Consider the following 21,985-nt stretch of genomic DNA (forward strand, 5'->3'; position numbering starts at 1 on the left):
TTTAATTCATGTGAATAGTTAAGCCGAGGTTGGTGTTCCCTCTTACACTATGCGCAGTTATAACATCGTTACTGGAACCCCGGTAACCCTGTCAGGAGTGTAAAAGTGATTAGTATATTCGACATGTTCAAAGTGGGGATTGGTCCGTCTTCTTCCCACACTGTAGGGCCGATGAAGGCCGGTAAACAGTTCGTCGATGATCTGGTCGAAAAAGGATTACTGGAAAGCGTTACCCGAGTTGCCGTAGACGTCTACGGTTCGCTGTCATTAACGGGTAAAGGCCACCACACCGATATCGCCATTATTATGGGTCTGGCAGGTAATATGCCGGACACCGTTGATATTGATGCCATTCCGGCATTTATCCGCGACGTGGAAACGCGCGGTCGCCTGCTGTTGGCTAACGGCCAGCACGAAGTGGATTTCCCACAGGATGACGGCATGCGTTTTCGCAGCGACAACCTGCCGCTGCATGAGAACGGCATGACCATCCATGCGTGGAACGGCGAAAAAGAGATCTACAGCAAAACCTACTACTCCATCGGCGGCGGTTTTATCGTTGATGAAGAACATTTTGGCAAAGACAGCGTAGGCGACGTTAACGTGCCCTACCCGTTCAAATCTGCTACCGAGATGTTGGGCTACTGCAAAGAGACCGGCCTGTCACTTTCCGGCATGGTGATGCAGAACGAACTGGCGCTGCACAGCAAGAAAGAGATTGAAGACTATTTTGCAAACGTCTGGCAAACCATGCGTGCCTGTATCGATCGCGGGATGAATACCGAAGGCGTATTGCCGGGTCCACTTCGCGTGCCGCGCCGTGCCTCCGCGCTGCGCCGTATGCTGGTGACGACGGACAAGTTCTCTAACGATCCGATGAACGTAGTCGACTGGGTGAACATGTTTGCCCTGGCCGTGAACGAAGAGAACGCCGCCGGTGGCCGCGTCGTGACGGCGCCAACCAACGGTGCATGCGGTATTGTGCCAGCGGTACTGGCCTACTATGACCACTTTATCGAACCGGTGACGGCGGATATCTACATCCGTTACTTCCTGGCGTCGGGTGCGATCGGTGCGCTGTACAAGATGAACGCCTCAATTTCTGGCGCGGAAGTGGGCTGTCAGGGTGAAGTGGGCGTAGCCTGCTCCATGGCGGCGGCTGGCCTCGCGGAACTGCTGGGTGCAAGCCCTGAGCAGGTGTGCGTGGCGGCTGAAATCGGCATGGAGCATAACCTGGGGCTGACCTGTGACCCGGTAGCAGGCCAGGTGCAGGTGCCTTGCATCGAGCGTAACGCCATTGCGTCGGTGAAAGCGATCAACGCCTCCCGTATGGCGATGCGTCGTACCAGCGAACCTCGCGTTTCACTGGATAAAGTGATCGAAACCATGTACGAAACCGGCAAGGACATGAACGCCAAATACCGTGAAACCTCACGAGGCGGCCTGGCCATTAAGGTTCAGTGCGACTAATACTTTCCTTCGCCCATCTGCAACGGATGGGCGAATTTTAACGTCACGCCTCGTCTCATTATGTAATCCCCACTACACTTTCTCTGTTGCGTCCGGCTTTTGGGGCTGGTGGCTTACAGAGCGACCGTTCATGCAAAAAGCACAAGCGATCATTAAAGATTATCGCCGAAAACGCGTTATCGTCTGTGTCACGGTTGCGCTCCTTACGCTCATCCTGACGTTGGGCATTCGGTTTATTTCGCAGCGTAACGTCAATCAGGAGCGCATCCAGAATTTTGCCGACCATACGGTACACTCCCTCGAAAAAGTGCTGCTTTCACTGGAAAACCGACGCGATGTGCTACAGGCCCAGGTTGGACAGCCCTGCAGCCAGGCACAACTGGTATTACGCAAACAGGCGGCCATTCTGCAGACCGTCCGCTCAATTGCCCTGATTAAAGATGGACTTCTCTACTGCTCGAGTATTTTCGGTTCACGCAGCGTGCCTGCAAGCACGTTCCTGCCGATTTTTCCCGCGCAAGAACCCCGGCTGGTATTGTCGACCGACCAGTGGTTGCTGAAGGGCAGCCCGATCCTCATTCAGTGGTATCCGGCCTCAGGTGACGGCGAAGACGGGGTGATGGAGGTTGTCAATATCGACCTTCTCACCAGAATGATCCTTGAACCGCAGCGACCACTGATTACCGATGTGGGTTTGTCCGTCGGTAATCATTACCTGCGCTACGGTCAGCAGGTTACGGATACCCTGACCTTTGATGATGGCAATGTGCTTCTGTCGCTGGCATCAACGCGCTACCCCTTCAGCATTACCGTGAGCGGGCCGGGTCCAGGCTCAATAGCACTCAAAAATCTGCCGACACAATTACCGCTGGCACTGATGTTGAGCTTGCTGCTGGGCTACATTGCCTGGCTGGCCACCGCGCGTCGAATGAGCTTTACATGGGAAATAAACATGGGGCTTGCGGCGCGGGAATTTGAGCTGTTTTGCCAACCTCTGGTCAATGCCCGCACCCAGGAATGCGTCGGCGTTGAGATCCTGCTGCGCTGGAATAACCCTCGTCAGGGGTGGATCTCGCCGGACGTATTTATTCCTTTGGCAGAAGAACACAACCTGATTATTCCGCTCACCCGCTATGTCATCACCGAAACGGTACGTCAGATAGGCTATTTCCCGGCCACGTCCGATTTTCATATCGGTATTAACGTGGCCGCCAGCCACTTCCGCCACGCCGCCCTGCTGCAGGATCTGAATCAATCGTGGTTCAGTGCAAACCCGGCCCTGCAACTGGTGGTTGAGCTTACGGAGCGCGATGCCCTGAGGGACGTGGATTACCGCATAGTGCGCGAGCTGCATCGAAAAGGCGTTAAGCTCGCCATTGATGATTTTGGCACCGGCAACAGTTCACTCTCCTGGCTCGAAAAGCTCCATCCTGACGTGCTGAAAATTGATAAATCCTTTACCACCGCCATCGGGACCGATGCCGTAAACTCAACGGTGACGGATATCATTATTGCGCTGGGCCAGCGGCTGAATATTGAACTGGTGGCAGAAGGGGTAGAAACCGAGGAGCAGTCGCGGTATTTGCGTCGCCACGGGGTGCATATTCTGCAGGGATATTTCTTTGCGCGGCCAATGCCGCTGCGGGAGTTTCCGAAATGGCTGGCGGGAAGTACTCCCCCGCCAGCGCATCACAATGGACACATCGTGCCCTTAATGCCGTTACGCTAAAAAAGTTTACTCTTCTTCGTCGTGTGCAGATTGCTCTTTAACAATACGCACCATATCAACGCGATAGTCGTTGGCTTCGACAATGGTGATATGCAACGGCGGCAGTTCAATCACATCGCCGATACGCGGGATCTGACCGTTAACCGAAATCACAAGCCCTGCCACGGTGGCAATGTCTTCTTCATCGTTAATGACATTTTCCAGCCCCAGCGTGTGCGAGAGCGCGTGCAGGTCAGTGGTACCTTTGACCAACCAACCTTCGCCGTCCGCAACGATTTCCGGCGTTTCGTCGGCATCCGGGAATTCCCCCGCAATCGCTTCCAGTACGTCCAGCGGCGTGACAAGACCCTGAACCACGCCAAATTCGTTGGTGACGATAACGAAGCTACCGCGTGCGCGACGCAGCACGCCCAGCAGGTTGATGGGATCCAGCGTTTCCGGAACGACAATCGCAGGCGACGAAGCCGCAATGGCTTCCACGTTGACGCCCTCTTCCAGCGCCACCAGCATCTCTTTGGCACGGACCACGCCGATGATTTCATCCAGTTCGCCACGGCACACCGGGAACAGACTGTGCGGTGAAGAGAGGAGCTGCTGACGAATCTCGTCAACGCTCAGGTTGGCATCCACCCAGCTGATTTCACCGCGCGGGGTCATTATCCCACGCAAGGAACGGGAGGCCAGGGAGAGCACGCCGTTGATCATGTAGCGCTCTTCTTCAACAAATGCCCCTTCAGGGACCGGAACCGGGTTACGGCTCTCGCTATCAGACTGCACGCTCACCTGGCGACGACCGCCCATCAGGCGCAGAATCGCGTCAGCGGTACGGGCGCGCAGCGGCTGGTTTGACTGCTGCTTAATGAAGTTGCGGCGCGCAATCTGGTTAAACAGCTCAATGATGATTGAGAAACCAATCGCGGCGTACAGGTAGCCTTTCGGAATATGGAAGCCAAAGCCTTCTGCCACCAGGCTGAGACCAATCATCAGCAGGAAGCTCAGACACAGCACGACAACCGTTGGGTGCTGGTTCACGAAACGCGTCAGCGGTTTCGACGCCAGCAGCATCACCGCCATCGCAATGACGACAGCCGCCATCATCACCGGCAGGTGGTTCACCATACCGACTGCGGTAATAACCGCGTCCAGCGAGAAGACCGCGTCAAGCACGACAATTTGCAGTACCACGACCCAGAAGCTGGCATAGCCCTTGCCATGACCATCATCATGCTGCCGGTTTTCAAGCCGTTCGTGTAGCTCTGTCGTCGCTTTGAAGAGCAGGAATATCCCCCCGATCAGCATGATCAAGTCACGGCCGGAGAAGGTGTAATCCATCACGGAGAACAGTGGCTTAGTCAGCGTGACCATCCACGAGATGACGGACAGCAAGCCCAGTCGCATGATCAATGCCAGGGACAGACCAATCAGACGTGCTTTATCACGCTGTTTTGGCGGAAGTTTGTCTGCAAGGATGGCGATAAACACCAGGTTATCAATACCGAGAACGATCTCAAGTACGACCAGCGTGAGCAATCCTACCCAGATTGACGGGTCCATTAAGAATTCCATGACAAGCTCCTGCTAAAGGAATGACAAAACGGTGCCCCACTCAATGTGGGCAAAACAGAGGCAAACAGAGACGAGATCTGGCGAGGATCGCCGGCGAAAAAGGCGCGGAATGGCCTGGTAGATGACTGACGTCGGTGACGGTCCATATAGCGGGCTGTAGCCCTGTACTCCTGAACAATTAAACGGAGGCTAAACATATCAGAGATAACAGGTTTTACGCAAAGATTTACGTTCCTTTGCAAAAACGCAATAAGACTAAATTTGTGTTGAGAATTTTCTGTATTGCGAAAGCTAAATTACGGATCTTCATCACATAAATTATTTTTTCACTGTCTAAAATAATTCGCGGAAGTCTTAGTTAATTTAACTCTAACCCTTATCTGAATCGATTCGGTTCGCCAATACGATTCTCAGTACGTCTGCCCGACAGGCGTATTAATGATAATAAAAGGAGGTAGCAAGTGACCATTGCTATTGTCATAGGCACACATGGTTGGGCTGCTGAGCAGCTACTCAAGACGGCAGAGATGCTGTTGGGCGAGCAGGAAAACGTCGGCTGGATCGATTTCGTTCCCGGTGAAAACGCCGAGACGCTGATAGAGAAGTACAACGCTCAACTCGCGAAGCTGGATACCAGCAAAGGCGTGCTGTTTCTCGTCGATACATGGGGCGGCAGCCCGTTTAATGCTGCCAGCCGCATTGTCGTCGATAAAGAGCACTATGAAGTTGTCGCCGGGGTGAATATCCCGATGCTGGTGGAAACCTTCATGGCGCGCGACGACAACCCGAGCTTCGATGAGCTTGTGGCCCTGGCGGTGGAAACCGGGCGTGAAGGCGTTAAGGCGCTGAAAGCGCAACCGGTTGAAAAACCCGCCCCGGTCGCGGCGGCACCGAAAGCTGCAGCCCCAGCGAAACCGATGGGCCCGAACGATTATATGGTCATCGGGCTTGCGCGTATTGATGACCGCTTAATCCACGGCCAGGTGGCGACACGCTGGACCAAAGAGACCAACGTTCGCCGCATCATCGTCGTCAGTGACGAAGTGGCTGCGGATACCGTACGTAAAACCCTTCTGACTCAGGTTGCCCCTCCAGGCGTTACCGCGCACGTGGTGGATGTGGCCAAGATGATCCGCGTCTACAATAACCCGAAATATGCGGGCGAGCGCGTGATGCTTCTGTTCACTAACCCAACAGACGTCGAGCGCATTGTTGAAGGCGGCGTGAAAATCACCTCCGTTAACATTGGTGGTATGGCTTTCCGTCAGGGCAAAACGCAGGTCAACAACGCGATTTCGGTTGATGAAAAAGATATTGAGGCATTCAACAAGCTGAATGCGCGCGGTATTGAGCTGGAAGCCCGTAAGGTTTCCACGGATCAGAAACTGAAAATGATGGATTTGATCGGCAAAGTTGGGAAATAAGCCCGCGCCGGTTTTTCACATAAAGCTTATGCAATAGGAGAAGTACAATGGAGATTACCACTCTTCAGATTGTGCTGGTGTTCGTCGTCGCATGTATTGCGGGTATGGAATCCGTACTTGATGAATTTCAGTTCCACCGTCCGCTGGTGGCCTGTACGTTGATCGGTGCCGTTCTCGGTGATATGAAAACCGGTATCATCATCGGTGGTACCCTGGAAATGATCGCCCTCGGCTGGATGAACATCGGTGCAGCGGTTGCGCCCGATGCCGCGCTGGCGTCGATTATCTCAACCGTTCTGGTTATTGCTGGTCATCAAAGTATTGGTGCTGGTATCGCCCTGGCGATCCCACTGGCTGCAGCAGGCCAGGTTCTGACCATTATCGTGCGTACCATCACCGTTGCCTTCCAGCACGCGGCGGATAAGGCGGCCGAAAACGGCAACCTGACGGCGCTATCCTGGATCCACGTGTCGTCCCTGTTCCTGCAGGCGATGCGTATTGCGATCCCGGCGGTTATCGTGGCGATCTCTGTCGGTACGAGTGAAGTCCAGAGCATGCTGAACGCCATTCCAGAAGTGGTCACCGGCGGTCTGAACATCGCAGGCGGCATGATCGTAGTTGTCGGTTACGCGATGGTCATCAACATGATGCGCGCAGGCTACCTGATGCCGTTCTTCTACCTCGGCTTCGTGACCGCAGCCTTCACCAACTTCAACCTGGTTGCTCTGGGTGTGATTGGTGCAGTGATGGCGATTCTCTACATCCAGCTCAGCCCGAAATATAACCGCGTCGCGGGTGCCCCAGCGCAGGCTGCTGGTAACAACGATCTCGATAACGAACTGGACTAGCAGGTGAGCGAAATGGTTGATATGACAAAAACTACCACTGAGAAAAAACTCACTCCGGGTGATATTCGTGGCGTGTTCATTCGTTCTAACCTGTTCCAGGGTTCATGGAACTTCGAACGTATGCAGGCGCTGGGCTTCTGCTTCTCCATGGTACCGGCAATCAAACGCCTGTATCCGGAAAATAACGAAGCACGTCGTCAGGCGATTAAGCGTCACCTGGAATTCTTCAACACCCATCCTTACGTTGCGGCCCCCGTACTGGGCGTAACGCTGGCGATGGAAGAGCAGCGTGCGAACGGCGCAGAGATTGACGATGGTGCCATCAACGGTATCAAAGTCGGCCTGATGGGCCCGCTGGCCGGTGTCGGTGACCCGATCTTCTGGGGCACCGTTCGTCCGGTCTTCGCGGCACTGGGTGCCGGTATCGCGATGAGCGGCAGTCTACTTGGCCCACTGCTGTTCTTCATCCTCTTCAACGCAGTACGCCTGCTGACCCGTTACTACGGCGTGGCTTACGGCTACCGTAAAGGGGTAGACATCGTTAAGGACATGGGCGGCGGCTTCCTGCAGAAACTGACCGAGGGGGCGTCAATCCTCGGCCTGTTTGTGATGGGGGCACTGGTTAACAAGTGGACGCACGTAAACATCCCGCTGGTGGTCTCGACCATCACCGGTCAGGATGGTCAGACGCGTGTGACTACCGTGCAGACGATTCTGGACCAGCTGATGCCGGGCCTGGTCCCGCTGCTGCTGACCTTCGCCTGTATGTGGCTGCTGCGTAAGAAAGTGAACCCGCTGTGGATCATCGTTGGCTTCTTCGTCATCGGTATCGCGGGCTACGCTGTCGGTCTGCTGGGCCTGTAAGTTTCAATGCTATACGCCGGGGGCTTGCCCCCGGTCTTTTTATCTGGAGGATGAATGACTGTCACGGACATCGTACTGGTTTTGTTTATTGTTGCCCTTATGGCTTACGCGATCTATGACGAGTTCATCATGCCCCGCCGCCACGGCGAGACGCTGCTTTCCCTTCCTCTTCTGCGACGCGGGCGCGTTGATGGATTCATCTTCGCGGGCCTGATCGTCATTCTGATCTACAACAACGTGACCAGCAACGGTGCACTATTAACCACATGGTTATTATGTGCGCTGGCATTAATGGCGATTTACCTGTTCTGGATCCGCTCGCCAAAAATCATTTTTAAAAAACACGGATTCTTCTTCGCCAATGTCTGGATAGAATATAACCGCATTAAAGAGATGAATTTATCCGAAGATGGTGTGTTGGTGATGCAATTAGAACAGCGTCGTCTGCTGATTCGGGTCAAGAATATTGATGACCTTGAAAAGATCTCCAGATTACTCCTTAAAACTCAATAGCTTATTATTATAGCATCGGCTATAAAGTACGATATTCGCGTGCAGACAATATAGCCGTTGCTATATCCCCCCATCATCTTAACTTATATTTATTAACGATATTTTCACGCATAAATCTAAATGAAAATCGTTATCAGAAAAGCAGCTAAATTAAGCCTGCTTCGTTGTTGTTTTATATTCTCAAAATATGTTAAGGTTGCGCCCGTCGTTGGGGAGTAGCCGATTTCCTGTTCTCAGGAAATGTACGTGTCAACATACTCGTTGAAAAACGTGGCGCGTACGGATCGCTTTCAGCACATTTAAGGTGTGTTGCGATCAGGCGAGACCATAGATACATCAACTGCTGTTTACTGGGGGCAGTGATGTGTCATATGGATATCCCCGGTCTGGACGCTGTTATGAACATCTCCGCTACGATCCTCCTTGCTTTTGGCATGTCCATGGACGCATTTGCTGCTTCCATCGGTAAAGGCGCCACGCTCCACAAACCTAAATTTTCAGAAGCCCTGCGTACCGGCCTGATTTTTGGTGCTATCGAAACGCTAACGCCGCTTATTGGCTGGGGTCTGGGGATGCTCGCCAGCCAGTTCGTGCTGGAGTGGAACCACTGGATTGCATTCGTCCTGCTAGTGTTCCTGGGGGGGAGAATGGTCATCGAAGGTTTTCGCGGTAATAGCGATGAGGATGATGAGCCACAGCATCGCCACGGCTTCTGGCTGCTGGTCACTACGGCGATTGCCACCAGCCTCGATGCTATGGCGGTCGGTGTCGGTCTGGCATTCCTGCAGGTCAATATTATTGCAACTGCACTGGCCATCGGCTGCGCTACGTTGATTATGTCAACGCTGGGGATGATGGTGGGTCGGTTTATCGGCCCGCTGCTGGGCAAGCGAGCCGAAATTTTAGGCGGTATCGTGTTAATCGGTATTGGCGCTCAAATCCTCTGGGCGCATTTCGCCGGTTAAACCTCACGCTGCCAGACGTGGATACTGAAATCAGTCTGGCAGCGAAAAACGGTCTGCTTTGATAACGTTTCCCACACATCTGGTTTTGCCCGCCACGCGAACGGCGTCATCTGCAGCAACGCTACTGCCTCCTCCCCTTTGAGCTCCATTTCATACGCCACAGTGTGTTCCTGTTGCAGTATAAAACCCGGCAGCTGTTCAGAGTGAGGCGCGTGCAAACGCACTTCGTCGTAAATCAGCCCTTTCAATTCCATCAGGTGCCGTGGTCCTGGCGTGACGGTAATCACCCAGCCACCCGGTTTCACTACACGCGCCAGCTCTTCCGCTTTGCAGGGCGCATAAATGCGGATAATGGCGTCCATGCTGGCGTCGTCAAACGGCAGCCTGTGGCTGGAGGCCACACAAAACGTCACGGCTGAATAGCGTTTTGCCGCCGCGCGAATCGCCACTTTTGCCACGTCTAGGCCAAAAGTCTCTGCGCCCTTCTCGCGGGCAATCTCTGCAAACGTTGCCGTGTAGTAGCCTTCGCCACAGCCGATATCCAGCACAGCGGTGGCATTATCAGGCAGGTGATGCGCCAGTACCTGTGCCACGGTATCGCGAAGCGGCTGGTAATGCCCTGCATCCAGAAACGCACGGCGCGCCTGCATCATCTCTGCACTATCACCCGGGTCGCGGGAGCGCTTGTGCTGCACAGGGAGAAGATTCACGTACCCTTCCCTGGCCATATCAAACTGATGTCCCTGCGGACAGGTAAAGCTTTTCTCTGAACGCAGCAGATGCGCATGGCAAAGGGGACAACTGAAGGACATGACAACTCCGGGGGCATAAACTAAAGGGCGAAGTGTACCGCTATTCGCCCGTCTTATAAACGCCCGGGTTAACGCATGACGATGAGGTGGTCAGAATCCGCCGGTAGACCATCCGGTCTCACATTCTCCAGACGCAGCACGTTGCCCATAATTTCGCTGAACACCGGCGCGGAGACGGCACCGCCGTAGTAGGCGCCGTTTTGAGGATCGTTGATGACCACCACCAGCGCAAAGCGCGGATCGCTGGCAGGCGCAACGCCAGCAGTATAGGCGACATATTTATCGACATATTTCCCGCTGTCATCAATCTTCTTCGCTGTCCCGGTTTTCACCGCCACACGATAATCACGTACTGCGGCCTTAACACCGCCGCCACCCGGCAGCGCAACGCTTTCCATCATATGTTCGACTTCATGCGCAATCGCCTCTGACATCACCCGGCGCCCCATAACGGGAGGGTCAATACGGGTAATAGAGAGTGGACGCTCAAGACCAAAGCTACCGATAGTGGCGTAAACATGCGCCAGTTGAAGCGGCGTCACCATCAGGCCATAGCCGAATGCAAACGTCGCCCTGTCGAGCTGGCTCCAGAATTTACGCTGTGGCAATAGCCCCGCACTTTCCCCCGTTAAGCCAAGGCCAGTGTTTGTGCCGAAACCAAAGTTTCGGTAGGTATCAATGAGGTGCTGGACCGGCATCGCAAGAGAGAGGCGTGACACGCCCGTATCGCTCGATTTTTGCAGAATACCGGTCATCGTCAGTTCAGGGTAGTAACCCACATCGCGGATACGGTGCCCGTCAAGCATGTACGGGTGGGTGTCAATCACGCTGTCCGGCTGCACCAGCCCCTGCTGCAGCGCCGTCATCAGCACCAGCGGTTTGACGGTCGAACCCGGTTCGAAGGTATCGCTGATCGCACGATTACGGAAATCGTTTAACGTCGCCCCTTCGCGATTATTAGGGTTAAAATCCGGATAGCTTGCCATCGCAAGAATTTCGCCCGTCTGGATATTGATTAATACCGACGCCCCCGACTCGGCTTTATTCCACGCCACCGCATTATCGAGCGCATCTTCGGTGATAGTTTGCAGACGCTCATCAATACTCAGCTGAATGTTATGGGCAGGCACGGGTGCCACTTCCGTCAGGTTTTCAACCACGTGCCCATAGCGGTCTTCCCTCACCTGTCGGACGCCAGGCTTGCCCATCAACTGGGTATTGAAACTTTTCTCAACACCTTCAATTCCTTGTCCATCGATATTGGTAAAGCCAATAAGATTGGCCGCCACATGTCCCGCAGGGTAAAAGCGGCGGGATTCATCGCGTAGATTAATGCCCGGCAGATTGAGTTTGTCTATCCACTGCGCCTGTGAAGGATCGACCTGACGGGCCAGGTAAATAAACCGTCCCTGCGGATTGCTGTTTATTCGCGACGACAGCGTGCTCAGAGAGAGATGCAGCGCATTGGCCAGCGCCTGCCAGCGGTCGTCAAACCCTACGCCACCTTTTGCCAGTACCGTTTTAGGATCGGCCCATACCGCACGGACAGGCACACTCACCGCCAACGGCCTTCCCTCGCGATCCACGATCATTCCGCGCGGGGCATCAATGGCGACCTCACGCAGCGAGCGCATGTCCTCCTGCTTAACCAGATTGTCAGGTTTAACGATTTGCAGCCAGGCCACCCGCCCCAGCAAAAAAGCCAGACTGCAAAAAATAGCAAAACAAAGCAGAGCAAAACGCGCCGGAGTAAAGTTTCCGGTGGTCATTATGGTTTTCTTTTTCACCTGAGCCTCAGGGCTGTTGATCAACGCCCTGATTTAACGGGAAAAACCGATCTGAAGGAGAGGAAACAATGCTAATAACCTCGTAGCTTTGCAACAAGTTACTAACAAGAAGAGGAATGGTAATATTTTGAAAGATAACAGAATAAAAAAGCCCCGCGATACGCGAGGCTTTATATCTGAGATTGAAGCGCCAGGCACTTCAGTCAGCAGTGGTTCGATCAGATAGCAGTTACGTTAACTGCAGCTGGGCCTTTCTGGCCATCCTGAATTTCGAACTCAACGTTCTGGCCTTCAGCCAGAGTTTTGAAGCCATTACCCTGGATTGCAGAGAAGTGTACGAACACATCTTTGCTGCCATCAGCAGGAGTAATGAAACCAAAACCTTTAGACTCGTTGAACCACTTAACTTGACCTTTAATCTTTGCCATTTGCAAAATTCCTTAGAGTGTTTTCTTAGCCCGCAGGCTTGACTGAGATAAAACTGAGACATTACTGCATGAGGCACTAATATAAGGTTCGGCAGAGAAGCGGTATTCAACGACAACGTGTTTACTCAGGACTTCTTTACTGAAAATGCCACACATAAACAGAACTGTACCTCGTTTGACCCAAAACGTGTTATCACACACAACGATTAATATGGCAAGCCATTTTTAAACGTGTCTCGATCCGCCGCACAAATTCAAACACTGCCCTGGTATGATCTGCACACTTATGCGCAACGATCATGGACAACGTCTGTTCTTTACACCGCCACTGCGCTATTACCGCAAGCGCTGTTATCTAAGACTTTTTTACCATAGACCATACATTTCTTGCCGTCCAGATAGAGGAACAACTTTCTTTAGAACATTGATTGAGTTAGAACATTTTGTGAAAACTTATGCTCAAATCATTCCAACGCGTCGGTAATGGACAGTGCATATTTGGTGTTAATAAACATACTGACACTGCATTAAAAATCACCAGTGAATAAAGAATATGATGCACCAAAATAATGAAATTTTTATGACTCTGCCTCAAAACAAGGCAAGCAAAACGTTTCGATAAAAATAAAACAATCCTGAAGGGCTATAAATACAAAATATATGCAACTATTGCGCGCAGTGTTTAAAAGGATAAATATTCGCCAATTTTCAGTATCCTGAAGGAATTATTAACCGGTGCTACATTATTCAGTGCCTGAGTTAACGCATGGACTGGTTCATCAAGGGATTCATCTGCCAGTTCAAACACGCCCCAATGGATGGGAAAGGCCAGGGGTTGGCCGAGCTGCTGCCATAACGCCACGGCAGATTGCGGGTCCATGTGATGGACCGCCATGAACCATTCTGGTGCATACGCGCCAATCGGCAACGCGGCGGCGTCAATTTTACCCAGACGTTCGGGTATCGTTAACAGCTCCGGCGAATAGCCCGTATCACCGCTGAACCAAAAGCGGTGCTTTCGTCCCTCAAAGACCCAACCACACCATAATGAACGATTCCGATTCCAGGGGGTACGCATACTCCAGTGCTGCGCCGGAACGGCTGTCAGGGTAATTCCCTGCCAGGTTATGCTCTGCCACCAGTCGAGTTGTACGATGTACCTGGCTCCGCGACGGCGAAACCAGTCTGCCAGACCTAAGGGAACAAACAGCATTACGTCTGGAAAACGTTTCAGGATTCGGCGAATGGTTGCATCGTCGAGATGATCGTAGTGATTATGAGAGATAACCACTGCATCAAGCTGCACAAGTTGTTCAACAGACAGTGCAGGAGGTGTTTTGCGCACCGGTCCTGCAAAAGGAAGCGGAGAAGCGCGTCGCGAAAAGACAGGGTCGGTAAGAATGGTGTTGCCATCCATCTGCACCAGCAGACTCGCGTGTCCAAGCCACCAGACCCCGTCGCCTTGTGGCTGTTTCAGCTCAACAGGTTGCCACCACTGGCGTATGAAATCGTCATATCCCAGCGCAGGCGGTTTAGGTAAACCTGCCGCTTTCCGCGCCTTTCGCCAGCGCTCAACATCGCCGGGCTGATGTCCTACAGGTGCAGTATTGCGAAAGCCATTCGGCGTGTGATGGATCCGGGAGGGGTCATACCAGGGATTTTTCCAGACCACGGCCACCTCCCGCGAGCAACAGGTTATCGTTCGGCCACCAGACGGATAAAGTCGTCTTCGTCTTCTTTGTCTGCGACGACCGCTTCTTTAGGGGCTTCTTTCTCTTCTGGTTCGTTAGCTTCGCACAGACGGCGCAGCAGCGCATTTTGGCGCTTTTGCTGATCGAGCAGCGCTTCAAGCAACTCGATTTGCTCGTTCGTGCGCGAGCTGGCACGGTTGACGAAAAACCAAATGACCAGTCCAGCGACCAGAATAACCAACGAGACCATCAGGGATGCCAGATTTAGCAGCCCTGAATTCATTAACTCACCCATTTCACCACCTCAATAAAAACGTCCATTTTACCACTGGCGCGAAGGAAGGAAATGACCTTAGGAAAAAATGCGTCTTACCACGGAATAAACTTGTTGATTGCGCAAACGCCGCTAAAAAACTGTACATCCTGATCGCACATCACGTTGATAGTCTGTGTCCACAGCACCACACATGCCACCAACACGATAACCAGAATTACCCAGCGTATTTTTTTCACTCCACTCTCCGTTTTATGACCCGAGGCAGCCAGGTTATCACGGCTATCTTAAACAGCGTCTAACTGTACCCTCATCAAACTCTTTTCGGAATCGTGCACTTGTTTCACTGAGTAAACAGGTTAGGCTAAATGCATGACAACAACGATAAAGAGGCAATGATGCATTTAATCATTCGAACTATTATTGCACTGGCCGTTCTCTGGACTGGCCTTCTGTTAACCGGATATGGCGTGCTTGTGGGGAGCACCGAAAACGCCGCAGGTTTAGGTATCAAGTGTAAATATCTGACAGCCCAGGGCATGAGTTCTGCGCAGTACATCCACTCGGACAGTGGGATCATCGGTTTGACCAACTGCCCCGTCCTGCGTAAATCGTCCGTTGTAATTGATAACGGCTAAATATCGCTGAACCGCATCCATGAAAAACGCCGCAAATGCGGCGTTTTTTTTATCCCTGCCGGGGTTAAAACGGATAATCGTTATAGCCCATCTGCTCAGAGATTTTACGCGCGGCAGTATGAAGAATAGCCACGTACTCATGCAGGCGTTCTTCGGAGAAGCGCAGCGTCGGGAACGAGATACTCAGGCCAGCAATAACAACACCGAAGCGGTCGAACACAGGAACGCCAATGCAGCGCAGCCCTTCTTCCTGTTCTTCGTTATCTTCACCGTAACCCTGCTCACGCACTTTATCCAACACCGCTAATAGTTCATCGGTGGTGGTGATGGTACGCTCCGTGCTGCGTTTGTATTCCACGCCAGAGAGGATCTGTTCCACCTCTTCACGGTCGCGCCATGCCAGCAGTACTTTACCAATGGCGGTACTGTAGAGCGGGTTCCGGCGACCAATGCGCGAATACATGCGCAGGTTATACATGGAATCAATTTTATGGATGTAAACAATGCTGTCCTCATCCAGTGCGCCAAGGTGAACAGTTTCTTTTGTCAGGCGAGAAAGTTCGCGCATCTGAATATCCGCACTGCGGATCAGATCAACGTTTTGCAGGGCACGGGCACCCAATTCGAACAGCTTCAGCGTCAGCGAGTATTTTTCAGATTCGCCTTCCTGCGCAACATAGCCCAGTGACTTCATGGTTTGCAAAAAGCGATAAACGGTGCTTTTCGACATCATCACACGCTGCGACAACTCTGTAATACCAATTTCACGCTCTTCTCCGAGCGCCTGTAAGATGCCAAACACCTTCAGCACGGAAGAAACAGAATCTGGCTGCTTATCCAAATCTGCAATTGCCATTTATCACCTCATGGAGAGTGTTTTATAAAAATCAGAACCGGTTTTTATTATAAATTCCCGTCATGCTAGCTGCAATCAATCCTCGTTTACTTCGTTACAAATCTGCGACATAAAACGGAATTAACGGTGCTAAAATAGTTACCCTGAGAATAATTTCCTACCGAGCTATTCACCCAAAATGCAAAAAATCCTTTCCGATGGTCTGCCTTTGCCCCAGCGTTACGGCGCTATTGCGACGATTATCATCGGTATTTCCATGGCCGTTCTCGACGGTGCCATTGCTAACGTTGCTCTGCCAACGATTGCCAGCGATCTGCAGGCTTCCCCCGCCAGTTCTATCTGGATCGTCAACGCTTATCAGATAGCCATTGTGGTTTCGCTGCTCTCATTCTCTTTTCTGGGCGACATGTTCGGCTATCGCCGGGTTTATCAGTGCGGGCTGGTGGTTTTTACCCTGACGTCACTTTTTTGCGCCCTTTCAGATTCGCTTCACACCCTGACGATAGCCCGTATTGCCCAGGGTTTTGGCGGCGCGGCGCTGATGAGCGTCAACACCGCGCTGATCCGCTTAATCTACCCTCAGCGCCATTTAGGACGCGGTATGGGGATCAACTCTTTTATTGTCGCGGTCTCTTCTGCCGCCGGACCGACTATTGCGGCGGCCATTCTTTCAGTCGCCTCCTGGCAATGGCTTTTTGCCATCAACGTGCCTCTCGGCATCATCGCAATCGTCTTTGCCCTGCGCTATCTCCCTGGTAATGGCCCGAAAAGCACCATGCCCCGCTTTGATCTGCCCAGTGCGGTAATGAATGCCCTGACCTTTGGCCTGCTGATCACTGCTCTGAGCGGGTTTGCCCAGGGTCAGTCGTTAGCGCTTACCGGCGCAGAACTTGCCGCTCTGCTGGTTGTAGGCTTCTTCTTTGTGCGTCGCCAGCTTGCACTGCCGGTACCCTTGTTGCCGGTAGACCTGCTGCGTATCCCCCTTTTTTCACTGTCTATTTGCACCTCGATCTGCTCGTTCTGTGCCCAGATGCTGGCGCTGGTTTCCCTGCCCTTCTTCCTGCAGAGTGTGGTCGGTCGTTCTGAGGTTGAAACCGGGCTGCTGTTAACGCCATGGCCGCTGGCGACGATGGTGATGGCGCCGCTGGCCGGGTATTTGATCGAACGCGTGCATGCCGGACTGCTGGGCGCAATCGGGCTGGCGGTGATGGCTACCGGCTTGTTTGCCCTGGCTCTGCTTCCCTCATCGCCTACGGATCTGGATATCATCTGGCGCATGATCTTGTGCGGTGCGGGTTTTGGTCTGTTCCAGTCTCCGAACAACCACACCATTATCACTTCCGCACCGCGCCATCGCAGCGGGGGAGCCAGCGGCATGCTCGGCACGGCGCGCCTACTGGGTCAAAGCACCGGTGCTGCACTGGTTGCGCTGATGTTTAACCTTGCCGGGCAGAACGGTAACCACGTCGCGCTCCTGACCGCAGGGTCCCTGGCTACCCTCGCGGCCATAATCAGCGGACTTCGGGTCACCCAGCCCGGCGTGAAGGCATAAAAAAAGCCGGGCGGAGTACTCTCCTGCCCGGCTTTATTCGGTGTTTTCGCGTTACTTAAGGTATTCGCCACTGCGCAGCGCTTCAATACGTTTATCGAGCGGCGGGTGAGACATAAACAGCTCACTGAGCGATTTCGATTTACCGTTAATGCAGAAGGCCATCATGCTGTTCGCTTCCTGCGGCTCGTAGCTGGTCTTCAGACGCTGCAGCGCAGCAATCATCTTCTCACGCCCTACCAGTTTTGCAGAGCCTGCATCCGCGTGGAATTCACGGTGACGTGAGAACCACATGGTAATGATGCTTGCCAGAATACCGAACACCAGCTCAAGTACCATCGAAACAGCGAAATAGATCAGCGGGTTTCCGTTGCTCTCTTCACCTTCGTCGCGGTTGCCCCCCATAAAGCCTGCCGCGATTTGCGCCAGGATACGAGAGATGAAGATCACGAAGGTGTTCACCACGCCCTGAATCAGGGTCATGGTCACCATATCACCGTTCGCGATATGGCTGATTTCGTGAGCGATAACCGCTTCGGCTTCGTCACGGCTCATGTTCTGCAGCAGACCGGTGCTGACGGCAACCAGAGACGCATCACGACGAGCCCCCGTTGCGAAGGCGTTAATGTCCGGCGCATGGTAAATTGCAACCTGAGGCATCGCGATGCCTGCCTGCTTTGACTGCTGAGCCACCGTGTTCATCAGCCACTGTTCCATATCGTTACGTGGCTGCTCGATAACTTCTCCACCGACTGATTTCAGCGCCATCCACTTCGACATCAGCAGTGAGATGAATGAGCCACCAAAACCAAACAGCAGCGCCATAATCAACAGACCCTGAACGCTGCTCGACTGAATTCCTGTCAGGCTTAGCACCAGCCCGAATACCACCATAACCGCCAGGTTGGTGAGCAGGAAGAGCGCGATTCGCATCATAATTTTCTTTTAACCTCTGTTTAACAAAACGCACTATGCGATTACCCACATCGTATGGGTATTGTGGCTATTTTCAAGGATTCGAGGGGTGTAAGTCACCAGAAAGACACAACTTTACACAATTGAAGATCAGCTTGACGAGAGGAAGCAGAACTAAAAAAACAGGCACAATCTCTTGTGCCTGTTGAGGGGTTATTTTGCAGGTGTCGGTTGCACCGCGGGTTTCTCTTTCTCCAGATTCGCCAGGTCGAGAGCGATATGCACCGTCTCGTCCAGATACGGATCCGGCTCCTGGTAATCTTTTGGCAGATCGTCCAGTTTTTTGAGCAGAGGCTTACCTTCACGTTTGAAGCGATCGTTGATACGCGCCAGACGCGTTGCGTCATCTTCATTGTTCTCTTTTTCACGCTGAGCGTAATTGAGAGAAACAATGTTCCGTTTCGCCTTCAGGGCATTGAAACGTGCAATGTCCTTCAGGATGTACTGGAATTCAGGATCTTTCGCGATGCGTTCGTTATGGTCTTTCAACAACGCAGGACCAAACTGAGTCATGTCGCCAGATTTCACGAACGTCGCAGCATTGATGCTATCCCACGGCAACGCGTTATCTTCAAACTTCTCGCCCGTTTCGGTCTCTTCGGTGCCCGTTGGCATCATGATATCCGGCGTCACGCCCTTACGCTGCGTACTGCCACCGTTCACGCGGTAAAACTTTTGAATGGTGTACTGAACGGAGCCCAGTGCAGGCCATTCCGGGCGCAGCATCTGATCGTAAATACGGTTCAGAGAACGGTACTGCTGAACGGTGCCTTTACCAAAGGTCGGCTCACCGACGATAAGCGCACGGCCATAGTCCTGCATTGCCGCGGCAAAGATCTCAGAAGCAGACGCACTGAAGCGATCGACTAACACCACCAGCGGGCCTTTGTAATAGACCACACCATCGGTATCGGCATCTTCACGCACTTTACCGTTGTTATCACGAACCTGAACAACCGGGCCGGACGGAATAAACAGACCCGACAGGGAAACCGCCTCGGTCAGCGCCCCACCGCCGTTGCTGCGCAGATCGATGATCACGCTGCTGACGTTCTGTTTTTCCAGCTTCTGCAGCTGCACTTTCACGTCGTCGGTCAGACCCACGTAGAAGCCAGGGATATCCAGAACACCGACTTTCTCTTTACCGACGGTTTTCACCGACATTTTGACGGCACGGTCTTCAAGACGAATGCGTTCGCGCGTCAGGGTAACGATACGGGTTTTCGTCCCTTTCCCCGCTGGCAGAATTTCCAGGCGGACTTTGCTCCCTTTCGGCCCTTTAATCAGCGCAACCACATCGTCCAGACGCCAGCCGATTACATCGACCATGTTCTGTCCGGTTTGACCAACACCGACAATGCGATCGCCTACGCTAATCGCTTTGCTTTTGGAGGCAGGGCCACCTGCCACCATGGAGTTGATCAGGGTATAGTCATCGTCCATCTGCAACACTGCGCCAATACCTTCCAGAGACAGGCTCATTTCAGTATTAAACTGCTCGGTATTTCGCGGAGAGAGATAGTTGGTATGCGGGTCAATTTCGTGGGCGAACGCCGTCATGGCCAGTGAGAAAACATCTTCACTGTTGGTCTGCGCCAGACGTCGGATGGCAAATTTGTAGCGACGGTTTAAGGTCTCACGAATTTCTTTCTCGTCTTTGCCGGTGAGCTTGAGGCTCAGTTCGTCATATTTAACTTTTCCGTCCCACAGCGCATTCAGCTCGGCTTCGTCTTTCGGCCATGGCGCTTTGCTGCGATCCAGATTAAAGGTGTCGTTGCCGGTAAAGTCCATTGGACGTTCCAGCACTTTCAGCGCGTATTGATAACGTTCAAAACGACGCTTTTGCGATAAATTATACAGATCGTAGAACAGATCCAGCTTACCGGAGCGCAGTTCGTCACCCACGTCGGATTTACGTTTAGCGAACTGTTCGACGTCGCTGGCCAGCAATACGTTATGGCTGTAATCCAGCAAGTTCAGATAACGGTCGAAGATTTTGGCCGAAAAGGCCTGATCGAGATCGAACTGACGATAGTGCGAACGAGTGAAGCGCGACGTCACGCGCTCACTCACCGTCGCGTGCTGCGTCTCTTCCTTCAATACCGGAATTTGATCAACACGCGTAATATCGTCCACAGCGAAGGCGTGACCTGTTATAGCAAACAGGCCCGCCAGCGCGGTGAGCTTAAAAAAAGTGTTCATGCCAGGCTTGGCCTCCGTTTCAGAACAACAAGTGTTCTGCGCGTACTATCATTGACATACCAGAAGTCAGCTGTACACGAACGCCGTCTTTGGTGATTTCCAGTACGGTGGCGTCCATCGCATTGTTACCCGCTTTGACCTTCAGAGCCTGACCGACGCTCAGTGCGTTAATGTCAGAAACTGGGGTATGGCGCTGCTCTTCACGAGGCGCGCGTGGGGCTTTAGCTGCTGGCTTGTCTGCACGCGGTTTGCGATCGTTATTCTCATTGCGGCGCGGTGCAGGACGCGGTTTACGCTCGCGACGAGGCGCATCTTCCTGACCATTTGCCGCAGCGGCTTCGCGTTTTTTCGCTTGCTGTTCGGCACGCTGTGCCTGAACGCGTGCTTTGGCTTCTTCCAGCTGCTTGCGCGCATGTTCAACGTGCTGCTCGTCCAGTTCGCCGCAAGGGTTGCCGTCGAGATCAACACGGGTTGCACCCGGTTTGATACCGTACAGGTAACGCCAGCTAGACGTATAAAGACGTAAGGCAGAGCGAAGCTGCGTTTTGCTGAGATTCATCTCACCTTCAACACGCGCGACCAGATCCTGAAAGATACCGACTTTCAGAGGACGAGCCTCACCTTCAGCGCTGAAGCACTGAGGAAAACGCTCGGCCAGAAATGCGATAACTTCTTTACTGCTATTCAACTTAGGTTGATTTTCCATGAAATTTCCTGATTACAACGGACGTTGCCAACTCGCGCAGGCATGAACAGGCGACATTATAATGACGCTATCAGTAATTGCTACGTTATCCGTTGATTATCCTGCGACGCTCGCAAAGAATTTTTGATAATCGGTTGCTGCCAGAACGTTTTCGAGATTCGCCGCCAGCTCGCGCAGGCCCTGCTCGTCTTCAGACGTAAAGCGACTGAAAGCCGTACTGTCGATGTCCAGAACGCCAATAATCTGATTTTTTACCACCAGCGGCAGTACGATTTCAGAATTACTTGCCGCATCACAGGCAATGTGGCCGTCGAAAGCGTGAACATCCTCCACGCGCTGAACCTGGTTGGTGGCCACCGCGGTACCGCATACGCCGCGTCCGACCGGAATACGCACACAGGCCAGTTTTCCCTGGAAAGGCCCCAGCACCAGTGTTTCACCTTCAAGAAGGTAAAAACCGGCCCAGTTAACCTCGGTCAACCGTTCAAACAATAATGCACTTGTATTTGCCAGAGTGGCTAAGAAGCTGGTTTCACCTGCCATCAATGCCTTAAAATCGCGGTTGAGATCCGCGTAGAATTCTGTTTTGCTCATTCTTCAATCACTTAGTTGTCTTACAAAATTACCGCATAGCCTATTAAAATAAGCATTAAATGCGCTCATGCTCAAGATGAATCAATTCATGAGT

At 52.7% G+C, this 21,985-nt stretch carries 23 protein-coding genes and 1 riboswitch; of the genes, 9 read left to right on the forward strand and 14 right to left on the reverse strand.

The features are described from left to right. The first annotated feature begins 105 nt into the window (after positions 1–105). Positions 106–1,470 (forward strand): L-serine ammonia-lyase, encoded by a 1,365-nt coding sequence (gene sdaA / locus ACTJJA_RS08960; RefSeq protein WP_440667505.1) that lies wholly within the window; start codon positions 106–108, stop codon positions 1,468–1,470. Positions 1,471–1,600: 130 nt separating this feature from the next. Further along, positions 1,601–3,199, forward strand: coding sequence for an EAL domain-containing protein (locus ACTJJA_RS08965; protein WP_440667506.1), 1,599 nt, complete (start codon positions 1,601–1,603; stop codon positions 3,197–3,199). A 6-nt stretch (positions 3,200–3,205) separates the two neighbouring features. On the opposite strand, the gene yoaE is transcribed toward ACTJJA_RS08965, so the two are convergent. Both yoaE and ACTJJA_RS08975 read right to left on the reverse strand, forming a co-directional pair. Then, positions 3,206–4,765, reverse strand: coding sequence for a CNNM family cation transport protein YoaE (gene yoaE / locus ACTJJA_RS08970; RefSeq protein ID WP_010432680.1), 1,560 nt, complete (start codon positions 4,763–4,765; stop codon positions 3,206–3,208). Continuing rightward, a complete protein-coding gene (locus ACTJJA_RS08975; RefSeq protein ID WP_371317566.1) occupies positions 4,753–4,962 on the reverse strand; it encodes a protein YoaL in 210 nt (69 codons plus the stop codon). The genes yoaE and ACTJJA_RS08975 overlap by 13 nt, the downstream gene beginning before the upstream one ends. A 264-nt stretch (positions 4,963–5,226) precedes the next feature. Here ACTJJA_RS08975 and manX point away from each other — a divergent pair, with 264 nt between their 5' ends. The 5 genes from manX to mntP all read left to right on the forward strand — a co-directional run bounded on the left by manX (position 5,227) and on the right by mntP (position 9,379). Continuing rightward, entirely contained in the window at positions 5,227–6,189 is a 963-nt protein-coding gene (gene manX / locus ACTJJA_RS08980; RefSeq protein ID WP_010432678.1) for a PTS mannose transporter subunit IIAB, read from the forward strand. Between the two features lie 47 nt (positions 6,190–6,236). Beyond that, a complete protein-coding gene (manY, locus tag ACTJJA_RS08985) occupies positions 6,237–7,037 on the forward strand; it encodes a PTS mannose transporter subunit IIC (protein ID WP_008500490.1) in 801 nt (266 codons plus the stop codon). Between the two features lie 12 nt (positions 7,038–7,049). Then, the gene (locus ACTJJA_RS08990; RefSeq protein WP_006810994.1) at positions 7,050–7,901 is read left to right on the forward strand and encodes a PTS mannose transporter subunit IID; all 852 of its coding nucleotides are present in this window, start codon (positions 7,050–7,052) and stop codon (positions 7,899–7,901) included. Positions 7,902–7,955: 54 nt separating this feature from the next. Beyond that, positions 7,956–8,414: a DUF986 family protein gene (locus tag ACTJJA_RS08995; RefSeq protein ID WP_089598210.1), complete on the forward strand. Its 459-nt coding sequence runs from the start codon at positions 7,956–7,958 to the stop codon at positions 8,412–8,414. Between the two features lie 198 nt (positions 8,415–8,612). Further along, positions 8,613–8,803: riboswitch (yybP-ykoY riboswitch) on the forward strand. Between the two features lie 9 nt (positions 8,804–8,812). Then, a complete protein-coding gene (gene mntP, locus ACTJJA_RS09000; protein ID WP_010432671.1) occupies positions 8,813–9,379 on the forward strand; it encodes a manganese efflux pump MntP in 567 nt (188 codons plus the stop codon). Here mntP and rlmA read toward each other — a convergent pair. The 7 genes from rlmA to mgrB all read right to left on the reverse strand — a co-directional run bounded on the left by rlmA (position 9,376) and on the right by mgrB (position 14,610). Continuing rightward, positions 9,376–10,191: a 23S rRNA (guanine(745)-N(1))-methyltransferase gene (gene rlmA, locus ACTJJA_RS09005; protein ID WP_440667510.1), complete on the reverse strand. Its 816-nt coding sequence runs from the start codon at positions 10,189–10,191 to the stop codon at positions 9,376–9,378. The genes mntP and rlmA overlap by 4 nt on opposite strands. Positions 10,192–10,259: 68 nt before the next feature. Next, the gene (ftsI, locus tag ACTJJA_RS09010; RefSeq protein ID WP_249218130.1) at positions 10,260–11,960 is read right to left on the reverse strand and encodes a peptidoglycan glycosyltransferase FtsI; all 1,701 of its coding nucleotides are present in this window, start codon (positions 11,958–11,960) and stop codon (positions 10,260–10,262) included. A gap of 236 nt (positions 11,961–12,196) precedes the next feature. After that, positions 12,197–12,406, reverse strand: a complete 210-nt coding sequence (gene cspE / locus ACTJJA_RS09015; protein WP_001062678.1) for a transcription antiterminator/RNA stability regulator CspE — start codon at positions 12,404–12,406, stop codon at positions 12,197–12,199. 12 nt (positions 12,407–12,418) lie between these two features. Continuing rightward, a complete protein-coding gene (locus tag ACTJJA_RS09020; RefSeq protein ID WP_052302290.1) occupies positions 12,419–12,562 on the reverse strand; it encodes a DUF2627 domain-containing protein in 144 nt (47 codons plus the stop codon). A gap of 526 nt (positions 12,563–13,088) precedes the next feature. Beyond that, positions 13,089–14,078: an MBL fold metallo-hydrolase gene (locus ACTJJA_RS09025; RefSeq protein WP_440667513.1), complete on the reverse strand. Its 990-nt coding sequence runs from the start codon at positions 14,076–14,078 to the stop codon at positions 13,089–13,091. Positions 14,079–14,101: 23 nt separating this feature from the next. After that, entirely contained in the window at positions 14,102–14,392 is a 291-nt protein-coding gene (locus tag ACTJJA_RS09030) for a YebO family protein (RefSeq protein WP_010432660.1), read from the reverse strand. 74 nt (positions 14,393–14,466) lie between these two features. Beyond that, positions 14,467–14,610 carry a PhoP/PhoQ regulator MgrB gene (mgrB, locus tag ACTJJA_RS09035; RefSeq protein ID WP_089598207.1) on the reverse strand — a complete coding sequence of 48 codons (144 nt, stop codon included), beginning with the start codon at positions 14,608–14,610 and terminating at the stop codon, positions 14,467–14,469. A gap of 159 nt (positions 14,611–14,769) precedes the next feature. Here mgrB and ACTJJA_RS09040 point away from each other — a divergent pair, with 159 nt between their 5' ends. Then, positions 14,770–15,009 (forward strand): YobH family protein, encoded by a 240-nt coding sequence (locus ACTJJA_RS09040; protein WP_440667726.1) that lies wholly within the window; start codon positions 14,770–14,772, stop codon positions 15,007–15,009. A 64-nt stretch (positions 15,010–15,073) separates the two neighbouring features. Here ACTJJA_RS09040 and kdgR read toward each other — a convergent pair whose 3' ends face one another. Further along, positions 15,074–15,865 (reverse strand): DNA-binding transcriptional regulator KdgR, encoded by a 792-nt coding sequence (gene kdgR, locus ACTJJA_RS09045; RefSeq protein ID WP_010432655.1) that lies wholly within the window; start codon positions 15,863–15,865, stop codon positions 15,074–15,076. A 178-nt stretch (positions 15,866–16,043) separates the two neighbouring features. On the opposite strand from kdgR, the gene ACTJJA_RS09050 reads away from it, so the two are divergent. Then, entirely contained in the window at positions 16,044–17,417 is a 1,374-nt protein-coding gene (locus ACTJJA_RS09050) for an MFS transporter (RefSeq protein ID WP_440667516.1), read from the forward strand. A gap of 51 nt (positions 17,418–17,468) precedes the next feature. Here ACTJJA_RS09050 and htpX read toward each other — a convergent pair whose 3' ends face one another. From htpX to ACTJJA_RS09070, 4 genes are all read right to left on the reverse strand, one after another. After that, positions 17,469–18,350, reverse strand: a complete 882-nt coding sequence (htpX, locus tag ACTJJA_RS09055) for a protease HtpX (protein ID WP_010432647.1) — start codon at positions 18,348–18,350, stop codon at positions 17,469–17,471. A 192-nt stretch (positions 18,351–18,542) separates the two neighbouring features. Further along, the gene (gene prc, locus ACTJJA_RS09060) at positions 18,543–20,591 is read right to left on the reverse strand and encodes a carboxy terminal-processing peptidase (protein ID WP_440667518.1); all 2,049 of its coding nucleotides are present in this window, start codon (positions 20,589–20,591) and stop codon (positions 18,543–18,545) included. Between the two features lie 19 nt (positions 20,592–20,610). Continuing rightward, positions 20,611–21,297 (reverse strand): RNA chaperone ProQ, encoded by a 687-nt coding sequence (proQ, locus tag ACTJJA_RS09065; protein ID WP_042717984.1) that lies wholly within the window; start codon positions 21,295–21,297, stop codon positions 20,611–20,613. A gap of 96 nt (positions 21,298–21,393) precedes the next feature. Further along, positions 21,394–21,891, reverse strand: coding sequence for a GAF domain-containing protein (locus tag ACTJJA_RS09070; RefSeq protein ID WP_010432639.1), 498 nt, complete (start codon positions 21,889–21,891; stop codon positions 21,394–21,396). Between the last annotated feature and the right edge of the window lie 94 nt (positions 21,892–21,985).

This window comes from Enterobacter sp. 22452, assembly GCF_052045065.1.
Taxonomy (GTDB): Bacteria; Pseudomonadota; Gammaproteobacteria; order Enterobacterales; family Enterobacteriaceae; genus Enterobacter; species Enterobacter mori.